The organism is Pseudomonas sp. RC2C2 (assembly GCF_018390435.1).
GTDB classification, from domain to species: domain Bacteria; phylum Pseudomonadota; class Gammaproteobacteria; order Pseudomonadales; family Pseudomonadaceae; genus Aquipseudomonas; species Aquipseudomonas donghuensis.
The window spans coordinates 499,049-511,749 of sequence record NZ_JAHBAX010000001.1 but is presented as its reverse complement, the minus strand read 5'-3'; the positions used below and the strand labels follow the sequence as shown (position 1 = coordinate 511,749).

7 protein-coding genes are annotated in these 12,701 nt (G+C 62.8%); 2 read left to right on the top strand and 5 right to left on the bottom strand.

From position 1 onward, the window contains the following. Positions 1 to 91 precede the first annotated feature (91 nt). The 4 genes from KHO53_RS02280 to KHO53_RS02265 all read right to left on the bottom strand — a co-directional run bounded on the left by KHO53_RS02280 (position 92) and on the right by KHO53_RS02265 (position 3,909). Complete coding sequence (locus KHO53_RS02280) at positions 92 to 1,420, bottom strand: MFS transporter (RefSeq protein WP_036996443.1); 1,329 nt, start codon at positions 1,418 to 1,420, stop codon at positions 92 to 94. Between the two features lie 45 nt (positions 1,421 to 1,465). Further along, on the bottom strand, positions 1,466 to 2,659 hold the full coding sequence (gene lhgD / locus KHO53_RS02275; RefSeq protein ID WP_213569929.1) for an L-2-hydroxyglutarate dehydrogenase: 1,194 nt from the start codon (positions 2,657 to 2,659) through the stop codon (positions 1,466 to 1,468). A 110-nt stretch (positions 2,660 to 2,769) separates the two neighbouring features. Beyond that, positions 2,770 to 3,480, bottom strand: a complete 711-nt coding sequence (locus tag KHO53_RS02270) for a FadR/GntR family transcriptional regulator (protein ID WP_010223305.1) — start codon at positions 3,478 to 3,480, stop codon at positions 2,770 to 2,772. Between the two features lie 75 nt (positions 3,481 to 3,555). Beyond that, entirely contained in the window at positions 3,556 to 3,909 is a 354-nt protein-coding gene (locus KHO53_RS02265) for a hypothetical protein (RefSeq protein ID WP_010223306.1), read from the bottom strand. Between the two features lie 347 nt (positions 3,910 to 4,256). On the opposite strand from KHO53_RS02265, the gene KHO53_RS02260 reads away from it, so the two are divergent. After that, the gene (locus tag KHO53_RS02260) at positions 4,257 to 9,122 is read left to right on the top strand and encodes an NAD-glutamate dehydrogenase (protein WP_100782026.1); all 4,866 of its coding nucleotides are present in this window, start codon (positions 4,257 to 4,259) and stop codon (positions 9,120 to 9,122) included. A gap of 147 nt (positions 9,123 to 9,269) precedes the next feature. Here the strand turns inward: KHO53_RS02260 and ppsR are convergent, their stop codons facing one another. Further along, entirely contained in the window at positions 9,270 to 10,088 is an 819-nt protein-coding gene (gene ppsR / locus KHO53_RS02255) for a posphoenolpyruvate synthetase regulatory kinase/phosphorylase PpsR (RefSeq protein WP_036996439.1), read from the bottom strand. A gap of 176 nt (positions 10,089 to 10,264) precedes the next feature. Between ppsR and ppsA the strand changes: the two genes are divergently transcribed. After that, positions 10,265 to 12,640 carry a phosphoenolpyruvate synthase gene (ppsA, locus tag KHO53_RS02250; RefSeq protein WP_010223311.1) on the top strand — a complete coding sequence of 792 codons (2,376 nt, stop codon included), beginning with the start codon at positions 10,265 to 10,267 and terminating at the stop codon, positions 12,638 to 12,640. Positions 12,641 to 12,701 lie beyond the last annotated feature (61 nt).

Genomic DNA, 12,701 nt, shown 5'->3' with positions numbered 1-12,701 from the left:
AAAGTCAGGGGCTGCTGCGCAGCCCATCGTCGGCAACGCCAACTCCCACAGGGATCGCGCTGACCCAGTGGGAGCTGGCCTTGCCGGGCACTCAGTTCTTGAAGCTGGAATGCTTGCGCCCCTGGTCGCACAGGGCAAACACCACCACCAATACCGCCGCTACCACCAGGATCAGCGCCACGCCATCGGTGGAGTGAGTGGCCGAATTGGCCACCAGCGCCAGGCCACCCAGCGGTGCCAGGCCGCCCGCCACCGCCGTGCCGATCTCGCGCCCGGTGCCAAAGCCCGAAGAGCGGGTCTGGGTCGGGAACTGGCGGCTGAGGAACGAACCCTGCGGGGCAAACATCATCGGCGCGAGGATGCCGGTGCCGATGGCAATCGCCAGGTAGATCATCATCGGCTCGCCGGTGTTGAGCAGGCTCAGGAACGGGTAGGCGAACAGCACCGAGAACATCCCGCCGAGCATCAGCACGGTCTTGCTGCTCCATTTGTCGCACAGCCAGCCGAAGAACGGCACGGCAATGATGGCAACCAGGCTGGCGATGGTCACCGACAGCGAGGTGACATGGGCTTCGACGCCCTTGTACTGGGTCAGGTAGGCCAGCGAGAAGGTCTTGAAAATGTAGCTCAGGGCGTTGTAGCCGATGGCCACGAAGAACACCACGGCCAGGCCTTTGAGGTCGTTCCTGAACAGCAGCTTGAGCGGCGATTCCTGGTTTTTGGCCGGGGTTTTGTCGAGCTCTTTGAAGTCCGGGGTTTCCGGGATGCTTTTACGCACCCAGAGGCCGACACCGACCAGCACGATGCTGCAGATGAACGGGATGCGCCAGCCACCGGAAAGCAGGAACTCGTTGCCGTTCATGGTCAGCAGGTAGACGGTCAGCGACGACAGCAGCAGGCCCAGGTTCAGCCCCAGTGCCGGCCAGGCGCCCTGGCTGCCACGCTTGCCTTCGCTGGCGTGCTCGTAGGAGGTCACTGCCGCGCCAGACAGCTCGGCGCCGGCGCCCAGGCCCTGGATGATGCGCACCAGCACGAGGATGATCGGTGCCCAGATGCCGATCGAGGCGTAGCTTGGGATCAAGCCGATCAGGGTGGTGCACACGCCCATCATGCAGAAGGTGATGACCAGCACCTGCTTGCGCCCGAAGCGGTCGCCCAGGTAGCCGAACAGCACACCGCCGAAGGGGCGGGCGATAAAGCCGATGGCAAAGGTTGAAAACGCCAGCAGCGACGCCACCGCCGGGTTGCTCGGGTCGAAGAAGATCTTCGAGAAGACGATCGCCGCCATGGTCGCGTACAGGTAGAAATCGTACCACTCCAGCATCGAGCCGAAGATGGTCGCGGCGGCGACCTTGCGCAGGCGCTTGCGTTTTTGTTCCGGGGTTTCGGTCGCGGCCGCAGCCGCCTCATGTACCGACATCTGAGGTTTCCTTTTTTGTCTTTGTAGTTAGGTGTGCAGCAGGGTTCAGCGGGCGTTGAAGATCCTTTCGGCGATCATCTGGCCGATCGGGATGGCCGAGGTGGCCGCCGGTGACGGGGCATTGCAGACGTGCACCATGCGCGGGGTCTCGGCGAACAGGAAGTCGTGCACCAGGGTGCCGTCGCGCATCACCGCCTGGGCGCGGATGCCGGCTTCATAGGGCAGCAGGTCTTCGACATTCAGCGATGGGCAGTACTTGCGGCACTGCTCCAGGTAGCCGCTTTTGAACAACGAGTTTTTCATCTCGGCGGTGCCGGAACCGAGGTTGTTCCAGAGGGTTTTCCAGAACCCCGGAAAGCGTGCGTACTCGGCCACGTCGCGCCAGTTCACCGAGAACTTGCGGTAGTTCTCCCGGCCAAGGCCGAGCACGGCGTTGGGCCCGACGGTAACGCTGCCGTCGATCATCCGCGTCAGGTGCACGCCGAGAAACGGCAGCTCCGGGTCGGGGATCGGGTAGATCAGGTGGTTGACGATGTCGTTCTTGGCCGCTGGCAGGCGGAAGTATTCGCCGCGGAAGGGGATGATCTGGTGGTCGATTTTGACCCCGGCCAGGGTGGCCAGGCGGTCGGATTGCAGGCCGGCGCAGGCGACCAGCTGGCGCGCGCTCCAGACCTTGTCGTCGCTGCTGATGGTGACCTTGTCGGCGGTTTCGACGATGGCCCGCACGGTGGTCTGCAGATGCACTTCGCCGCCGAATCTCTGGATCACCCGGGCCATGGCTTCGCAGACCTGCGTGTAGTCGACGATGCCGGTGGCATCGAGGAACAGGCCGCCGAGGCCGATAATGTTCGGCTCGCGCCGTTGCAGCTCTTTGGCATCCAGCTGCTCGACCTTCAGGCCGTTCTGTTGCGAGCGCTGGTACAGGGCGTGCATGCGCTCGACTTCCAGCGGCGTGGAGGCCACCAGCAACTTGCCGCAGACCTCGAACTTGATCTGGTGCTCGGTGCAAAAGTCCTTGGTGGCCTGGGCGCCGCGCTTGCACAGGTCGGCCTTGAGGCTGCCCGGGGCGTAGTAGATGCCCGCGTGGATCACGCCGCTGTTATGCCCGGTCTGGTGCTTGGCCAGGCTGCTTTCCTTTTCCAGGATCAGCAACGAAGCGCCCGGTTGGCGTTCCAGCAGCGCCATGGCGGTGGCAAGGCCGACGATGCCGCCGCCGATGATGCAGTAGTCGTAGATCATGCAGGTGTCACCTTGGTTTGTTCTTATCAGAGAGTCTGCTTATCAGGTTGTCAGACTAAGTAGGTCAAACAAAAGGGCGCTATCTATCGGCGCCCGTTAAATACGCGGGTTCAGTCGATGCTCGGCAGGTCCAGTTTCAGGCGTTTGGCCGACGCCCGCAGGTGCGCTTCGGCGCAAGCTGCAGCACCAGCCCGGTCGCCATCGGCGATAGCCTGGTACAGCGCCTGGTGCTCACGATGGGCATCGGCCGAGCCGCCCACCGAATGCGCCGCGGAGTTTTCCCAGGCAGTACGGCGGGCAGCGGCCAGCTGGCCACGGAGAAAATCATGGAAGGCGACGAAGTAATCGTTCTTGCTGGCTTCGGCGATGGCGCGGTGGAACTCGACATCAGCTGCGGCGGCCACGGCAAAGTCGCTGCGCTTGTCGAGCATTTCCTGCAGGGCCTTGCTCATGCGCGCAAGGTCGGCGGCATCGCGGCGCTGGGCAGCCACCGAGGCGGCCTGGGTCTCGATCCACAGGCGCACTTCGAACATTTGCACCAGGTCCGGGCTGCGGCCTTGCGCAGAAGGAAAGCGGAACACCGTGCCGGTCGGGGTTTGCGAGATGTACGAACCCAGGCCACGGCGGGCGATCAGCACCCCGTCAGCCTTGAGCTGAGCCACGGCCTCGCGCACCACCGAGCGGCTGACGTTCAATTGCTCGGCCAGTTGCTGTTCGGTGGGCAGGCGCGATTCGGCCGCCAGGCGACCGGAATCGATTTCGGCACGGATGGCGCCGACAACCCGTTCGACCAGGGTATCGGGGCGCTGAAGCTCAAGCATGAAGGGTGGCTCATTAATCAGGTTGTCAGACAATGCCTTTTGCGGCGGTTCCTTGTCAAGAAACCGCGTGGGCGATTACAGCTCGCTGACGTAGGTGCCGGTGCCCTTGAGGATGTTCTGCAGGGTTTCTTCGACCTCGGCAAGGTCGGTGCCGTCGGAGGTCAGGGTAATCTCCAGGTGATCGTCGCCTTTGAACACATCGGCATCGCCTGGCGCCACCTCGATCAGCAAACGCTTGGCGCTGAGGCTGACCTTGAGGCCGTCGAGGGTGCTTGGCTCGTCATCCAGGGTGATGTCCACCGTGTCTTCGTCCGGATAGCGGGTCATGAGAAACATCTGGCCCTTGTCGCTGTGGCAGCACAGGGTGGCCATGTTGTCTTCTTCATCATCGCAGGGGGTGGCGAAGAGCAGGGCGGTTTTCAGTTGCATGAGCGGCTCGATCAGTAAGTTGAAAGAGGATTCTGCCAGTCTTCGGCCGGTGGATAAACGTGCGGTTGCACCTCAATGACCGAATATGTCGCAGCATCGCAAGCAGGGGCGGGCGGGCACTCGTTAAGCTGCGCTGTCGATGGACACCCGTAAAGACACAGCCCGTCTGGCAGTCGTTTTTGCAGATGCCCATCCGTGGAGCGGGAAGATGTGACTTACAGGTCACATCGAGCGCCTGTTTCTATGGTTTTACCGTCCTCCTGCTACGGGTTGGCTATCGTTGATCCGTAAACGGCGGACGCGCGCGACGCTTCACTCAATAATAAAGCCCAAGCGGAGTACCACAGATGGCGTTTTTCACCGCAGCCAGCAAAGCCGACTTCCAGCATCAACTGCAAGCGGCCCTGGCGCAGCACATCAGCGAACAGGCACTGCCACAAGTGGCGCTGTTCGCCGAACAGTTCTTCGGCATCATCTCTCTGGACGAACTTACCCAGCGCCGTATGTCGGACCTGGCCGGTTGCACCCTCTCTGCCTGGCGCATCATCGAGCGTTTCGATCACACCCAGCCTCAGGTTCGCGTCTACAACCCCGATTACGAGCGCCATGGCTGGCAGTCGACCCACACGGCGGTCGAAGTCCTGCACCATGACCTGCCATTTCTGGTCGACTCGGTCCGCACCGAGCTCAACCGCCGCGGCTACAGCATCCACACCCTGCAGACCACTGTCCTGAGCGTGCGTCGCGGGCCGAAGGGCGAGCTGCTGGAAATCCTGCCCAAGGGCACCCAGGGCGAAGGCGTACTGCAAGAGTCGCTGATGTACCTGGAGATCGACCGCTGCGCCAACTCCGCCGAACTCAACCTGCTGACCCACGAGCTTGAGCAGGTGCTGGCTGAAGTGCGCGTCGCCGTCGCCGATTTCGAGCCGATGAAAGTCAAGCTGCGCGAGGTCGTGGCGCTGGTCGAGCAGATCGCCTACGCCCCGGCGCAAAATGACAAGGCCGAGGTCAAGGCGTTCCTCGAGTGGCTGCTGGGCAACCACTTCACCTTCCTCGGCTACGAAGAATTCGTCGTGCATGGCGACGCCCAGGGCGGTCAGCTGCAGTACGACGAGCAGTCGTTCCTCGGCCTGACCCGGCTGCTGCGCGCCGGCCTCACCGCTGAAGACCTGCGCATCGAAGACTACGCCGTCAACTACCTGCAAGAGCCGCTGCTGCTGTCTTTCGCCAAGGCCGCGCACCCAAGCCGCGTACACCGTCCGGCTTACCCGGACTACGTGTCGATCCGCCAGCTGGACGCCGACGGCAAGGTCATCAAGGAATGCCGCTTCATGGGCCTGTACACCTCCTCGGTGTACGGCGAAAGCGTACGCGCGATCCCGTACATCCGCGGCAAGGTCGCCGAAGTCGAGCGCCGCTCGCATTTCGACCCCAAGGCGCACCTGGGCAAGGAACTGGCCCAGGTTCTCGAAGTGCTGCCCCGTGACGACCTGTTCCAGACCCCGGTCGACGAGCTGTTCAGCACCGTCATGTCGATCGTGCAGATCCAGGAGCGCAACAAGATTCGCGTGTTCCTGCGCAAGGACCCGTACGGGCGCTTCTGCTACTGCCTGGCCTACGTGCCGCGCGACATCTACTCCACCGAAGTGCGGCAGAAGATCCAGCATGTGCTGATGGAGCGCCTCAAGGCCAGCGACTGCGAGTTCTGGACCTTCTTCTCCGAGTCGGTCCTGGCCCGCGTCCAGCTGATCCTGCGTGTCGACCCGAAAAACCGCATCGACATCGACCCGCAGCAACTGGAAAACGAAGTGATCCAGGCCTGCCGTTCGTGGCAGGACGACTACGCCAGCCTGACCGTCGAAAGCTTCGGCGAGGCCCAGGGCACTAACGTCCTGGCCGACTTCCCGAAAGGCTTCCCGGCCGGTTACCGCGAGCGTTTCGCCGCCCATTCGGCAGTGGTCGACATGCAGCACCTGCTGACCCTGTCCGAGCGCAAGCCGCTGGTGATGAGCTTCTACCAGCCGCTGACCCAGGCCGGCAAACAGCAACTGCACTGCAAGCTGTACCACGCCGATACGCCGCTGGCGCTGTCGGACGTGCTGCCCATCCTGGAAAACCTCGGCCTGCGCGTGCTCGGCGAGTTCCCGTACCGTCTGCGCCATGCCAATGGCCGCGAGTACTGGATTCATGACTTTGCCTTCACCGCCGCCGAAGGCCTAAACCTCGACATCCAGCAGCTCAACGACACCCTGCAGGATGCGTTCGTGCACATCGTCAATGGCGATGCCGAGAACGACGCCTTCAACCGCCTGGTACTGACCGCCGGCCTGCCGTGGCGCGACGTGGCGCTGCTGCGTGCCTACGCCCGTTACCTCAAGCAGATCCGCCTGGGCTTCGACCTGGGTTACATCGCCAGCACCCTGAACAACCACACCGACATCGCCCGCGAGCTGACCCGGCTGTTCAAGACCCGCTTCTACCTGGCGCGCAAGCTCACCAGCGACGACCTCGACGACAAGCAGCAGCGTCTGGAACAGGCCATCCTGACTGCCCTGGACGACGTTCAGGTGCTCAACGAAGACCGCATCCTGCGTCGCTACCTGGACCTGATCAAGGCCACCCTGCGCACCAACTTCTACCAGACCGATGACCAGGGTCATAACAAGTCGTACTTCAGCTTCAAGTTCAACCCCAAGCTGATCCCCGAGCTGCCCAAACCGGTGCCGAAGTTCGAAATCTTCGTCTACTCGCCACGGGTCGAGGGTGTGCACCTGCGCTTTGGCAACGTCGCCCGCGGCGGCCTGCGCTGGTCGGACCGCGAGGAAGACTTCCGTACCGAAGTGCTGGGCCTGGTAAAAGCCCAGCAGGTGAAGAACTCGGTGATCGTGCCGGTCGGCGCCAAGGGCGGTTTCCTGCCTCGCCGCCTGCCGCTGGGCGGCAGCCGCGATGATATCCAGGCCGAAGGCATCGCCTGCTACCGGATCTTCATCTCCGGCCTGCTGGACATCACCGACAACCTCAAGGACGGCGCCCTGGTGCCGCCGGCCAACGTCGTGCGTCATGACGACGATGACCCGTACCTGGTGGTGGCCGCCGACAAAGGCACCGCGACTTTCTCCGACATCGCCAACGGCATTGCCATCGACTACGGCTTCTGGCTGGGCGATGCGTTCGCCTCCGGTGGTTCGGCCGGTTACGACCACAAGAAGATGGGCATTACTGCCCGTGGCGCCTGGGTCGGCGTGCAGCGGCACTTCCGCGAGCGCGGCATCAATGTCCAGGAAGACCCGATCACCGTGGTCGGTGTTGGCGACATGGCCGGTGACGTGTTCGGCAACGGCCTGCTGATGTCCAACACGCTGCAACTGGTGGCGGCGTTCAACCACCTGCACATCTTCATCGACCCGAACCCGGAGCCTGCCAGCAGCTTTGCCGAGCGCCAGCGCCTGTTCGATCTGCCGCGTTCGGCCTGGAGCGACTACGACACCAGCATCATGTCCGAAGGCGGCGGGATCTTCCCGCGCAGCGCGAAAAGCATCGCGATCACCCCGCAGATGAAAGAGCGCTTCGCCATCGAAGCCGACAAGCTGACCCCGACCGAGCTGCTCAACGCGCTGCTCAAGGCGCCGGTCGACCTGCTGTGGAACGGCGGTATCGGTACCTACGTCAAGTCCAGTGAAGAAACCCACGCCGACGTCGGCGACAAGGCCAACGACGCCCTGCGTGTGGACGGCAACGAGCTGCGTTGCAAGGTGGTGGGCGAGGGCGGCAACCTCGGCATGACCCAGTTGGGCCGGGTCGAGTTCGGCTTGAACGGCGGTGCGACCAACACCGACTTCATCGACAACGCCGGTGGTGTGGACTGCTCCGACCACGAGGTCAATATCAAGATCCTGCTCAACGAAGTGGTGCAGGCCGGCGACATGACCGAGAAGCAGCGCAACCAGCTGCTGGGCAGCATGACCGACGAAGTGGCCGGCCTGGTGCTGGGCAACAACTACAAGCAGACCCAGGCATTGTCGCTGGCTGCACGTCGGGCCAAGGAGCGCATCGCCGAATACAAGCGCCTGATGGCCGATCTTGAGGGCCGCGGCAAGCTGGACCGTGCCATCGAGTTCCTGCCGACCGAAGAGCAACTGACCGAGCGCCTGGCGGCCGGCCAGGGCCTGACCCGTGCCGAACTGTCGGTGTTGATCTCCTACAGCAAGATCGACCTCAAGGAGCAGTTGCTCAAGTCGCTGGTGCCGGATGACGACTACCTGACCCGCGACATGGAAACCGCGTTCCCGCCGTCGCTGGTGAGCAAGTTTGCCGAGGCCATGCGCCGCCATCGCCTGAAGCGCGAGATCGTCAGCACCCAGATCGCCAACGATCTGGTCAACAACATGGGCATCACCTTCGTTCAGCGTCTGAAAGAGTCCACCGGCATGAGCCCGGCGAATGTCGCCGGTGCCTATGTGATCGTGCGTGACATCTTCCACCTGCCGCACTGGTTCCGTCAGATCGAGGCCCTGGATTATCAGGTCCCGGCGGAAATCCAGCTGACCCTGATGGACGAGCTGATGCGCCTGGGCCGCCGCGCGACCCGCTGGTTCCTGCGTAGCCGTCGCAACGAGCAGGATGCTGGTCGTGACGTGGCGCACTTCGGGCCGAAGATCGCCGCACTGGGCCTGAAGCTCGACGAACTGCTCGAAGGGCCGACCCGCGAGCGCTGGATGACCCGTTACCAGGGCTTCGTCGACGCCGGCGTTCCGGAGCTGCTGGCGCGCATGGTGGCCGGTACCACGCACCTGTACACCCTGTTGCCGATCATCGAAGCGTCCGACGTCACCGGCCAGGACCCGGCCGAAGTGGCCAAGGCCTTCTTCGCCGTTGGCAGTGCCCTGGACCTGACCTGGTACCTGCAGGAAATCAGCAACCTGCCGGTGGAAAACAACTGGCAGGCCCTGGCCCGCGAAGCCTTCCGCGATGATATCGACCTGCAGCAGCGGGCGATCACCATCTCGGTGCTGCAGATGGACGATGCGCCGGAGGACATGGACGCCCGCGTGGCCCTGTGGCTGAACCAGCACCGGGTCATGGTCGAGCGCTGGCGTGCCATGCTCGACGAGCTGCGCGCGGCGACCGGTACCGACTACGCCATGTACGCGGTGGCCAACCGCGAGCTGGTGGACCTGGCCTTGAGTGGCCAGGCAACGGTGATGCCGTCCTGAGCGTGAGCTGAAATGAAAAAGCCCCGGCATTTGCCGGGGCTTTTTTTGTGCCTGTCCCGGCCTCATCGCGGGTCAAGCCCGCTCCCACAGGGTGGATCGTGCTGTACCTGTGGGAGCGGGCTTGACCCGCGATGAGGCCGGAGAATTTTATTTGAACCTTCGCTCTACACCTTTCTCGACCAGAATCTTCGCCGCAATCTCTTCCACGGAGAAATGCGTGGAGTTGATGTGCGCAATGTTCTCGCGGCGGAACAGGTTCTCCACTTCACGTACCTCGAACTCGCACTGGGCAAAGCTTGCGTAGCGGCTGTTGGGCTTGCGCTCGTGGCGGATGGCGGTCAGGCGGTCGGGGTCGATGGTCAGGCCGAACAGCTTGTGCTGGTGGTTCTTCAGGGCCTGGGGCAGTTGCAGGCGCTCCATGTCGTCTTCGGTCAACGGGTAGTTGGCCGCACGGATACCGAATTGCATGGCCATGTACAGGCAGGTCGGGGTCTTGCCGCAACGCGACACGCCGACCAGGATCAGGTCGGCCTTGTCGTAGTAGTGGGTGCGCGCGCCGTCGTCGTTGTCGAGGGCGAAGTTGACCGCCTCGATGCGTTCCATATAGTTGGAGTTGCCGCCGATCGAGTGGGATTTGCCCACCGAATACGAGGAATGGGCAGTCAGCTCCTGCTCCAGCGGGGCCAGGAAGGTCGAGAAAATGTCGATCATGAAACCGTTGGAGGTGGCCAGCACCTCGCGGATATCCTGGTTGACGATGGTGTCGAAGATGATCGGACGGACGCCGTCCTTTTCAGCGGCGCTATTGATTTGTTGTACCATCGCACGCGCTTTTTCTACGCTGTCGATGTACGGACGCGTGAATTTATTGAACGGAATGGTATCGAACTGCGCTAGAAGACTTTGTCCCAGCGTCTCGGCGGTAATGCCGGTGCCATCGGAGATAAAGAAAGCAGATCGTTTCATTTGCGCCTTGGGCCTTAAGCTGGTGACGAATCTTGGATATGATAGGTTCGGTTTACCGAACACTGCGTTCGGCATTCTCACTTATTTTCCAGGTCCAGGCCACAAGCGCCCGGCCAAGCCAGAGCTGGCAGGCGGGCGACCTGAGCTTTTCCAACACAGTTAGTGGAGAGATCACCTTGGTAGAGTACGTAGTTTCCCTCGATAAGCTCGGCGTCCATGATGTAGAGCATGTGGGGGGCAAGAACGCATCCCTCGGCGAGATGATCAGTAACCTCGCGGGCGCCGGTGTCTCGGTCCCCGGCGGCTTTGCCACTACGGCTCAGGCGTATCGTGACTTTCTCGAGCAGAGCGGCCTGAACGCACAGATCCACGCCGCCCTCGATGCGCTGGACGTTGACGACGTCAACGCTCTGGCCAAGACCGGTGCGCAGATTCGTCAGTGGATCATGGAAGCCGAGTTCCCCGAGCGCCTGAACGCCGAAATCCGCAGCGCCTTCGCCGAAATGTCCCAGGGCAACCCGAACATGGCCGTGGCCGTGCGCTCTTCGGCCACCGCCGAAGACCTGCCGGACGCCTCGTTCGCCGGCCAGCAGGAAACCTTCCTGAACATCCGCGGCGTCGACAACGTCATCCGCGCCGCCAAGGAAGTATTCGCCTCGCTGTTCAACGACCGTGCCATTTCCTACCGCGTACACCAGGGCTTCGACCACAAGCTGGTGGCCCTGTCGGCCGGCGTGCAGCGCATGGTCCGCTCCGAAACCGGCACCGCCGGCGTGATGTTCACCCTCGACACCGAGTCGGGCTTTCGTGACGTGGTGTTCATCACCGGCGCCTACGGCCTGGGTGAAACCGTCGTGCAGGGTGCGGTCAACCCCGACGAATTCTACGTGCACAAGGGCACCCTGGAAGCCGGCCGCCCGGCGATCCTGCGCCGCAACCTGGGCAGCAAGGCGATCAAGATGGTCTACGGCGAAGAGGCCAAGGCCGGTCGCTCGGTCAAGACCGTCGATGTCGACAAGGCCGACCGCACCCGTTTCTGCCTGACCGACGCCGAAGTCAGCGAGCTGGCCAAGCAGGCGATGATCATCGAGAAGCACTACAAGTGCCCGATGGACATCGAATGGGCCAAAGATGGTGACGATGGCAAGCTGTACATCGTTCAGGCCCGTCCTGAAACCGTGAAGAGCCGCGCCCAGGCCAACGTCATGGAACGTTACCTGCTGAAAGAAACCGGCACTGTGCTGGTCGAAGGCCGGGCCATTGGCCAGCGCATCGGCGCCGGCAAGGTGCGGATCATCAAGGACGTCTCGGAGATGGACAAGGTCCAGCCCGGCGACGTACTGGTTTCGGACATGACCGACCCGGACTGGGAACCGGTGATGAAGCGCGCCAGCGCCATCGTTACCAACCGTGGCGGGCGTACCTGCCACGCGGCGATCATCGCCCGTGAACTGGGTATTCCGGCGGTTGTCGGTTGCGGCAACGCCACCCAGCTGCTCAAGGATGGCCAGGGCGTGACCGTGTCCTGCGCCGAGGGCGACACCGGCTTGATCTTCGAAGGCGAGCTGGGCTTCGACGTGCGCAAGAACTCCGTCGACGCCATGCCGGAGCTGCCGTTCAAGATCATGATGAACGTCGGTAACCCGGACCGCGCCTTTGACTTTGCCCAGCTGCCCAACGCCGGTGTCGGCCTGGCGCGCCTGGAATTCATCATCAACCGCATGATCGGCGTGCACCCCAAGGCGCTGCTCAACTACGCCGGCCTGCCCGCCGAGCTGAAAGAGAGCGTCGACAAGCGCATTGCCGGTTACAACGATCCGGTCGGCTTCTACGTCGAGAAACTGGTCGAAGGCATCAGCACCCTGGCTGCGGCGTTCTGGCCGAAGAAGGTCATCGTGCGTCTGTCGGACTTCAAGTCCAACGAATACGCCAACCTGATCGGCGGCAAGCTCTACGAGCCGGAAGAAGAAAACCCGATGCTGGGCTTCCGCGGTGCTTCGCGCTACATCAGCGAAACCTTCCGTGACTGCTTCGAGCTCGAGTGCCGCGCCCTCAAGCGCGTACGCAACGAGATGGGCCTGACCAACGTCGAGATCATGGTGCCGTTCGTGCGGACCCTGGGCGAGGCCAGCCAGGTCGTCGACCTGCTCGCCGAAAACGGCCTGGCCCGTGGCGACAACGGCCTGCGCGTGATCATGATGTGCGAACTGCCGTCCAACGCCATCCTCGCCGAAGAGTTCCTCGAGTTCTTCGACGGTTTCTCGATCGGTTCCAACGACCTGACCCAGCTGACCCTGGGCCTGGACCGCGACTCGGGGATCATCGCGCACCTGTTCGATGAGCGAAATCCTGCGGTGAAGAAGCTGCTGGCCAACGCCATCCAGGCCTGTAACAAGGCGGGCAAGTACATCGGCATCTGCGGCCAGGGCCCATCCGATCACCCGGACCTGGCCAAGTGGCTGATGGAACAGGGCATCGAAAGCGTCTCGCTGAACCCGGACTCGGTCCTTGAGACCTGGTTCTTCCTGGCTGAAGGCCAGGCCGCGAACTGATGCGCTGAACCGGAACCTTCACCTGGCCGTTACGCCGGTGAAGGTTCCGATCGTATTCCAG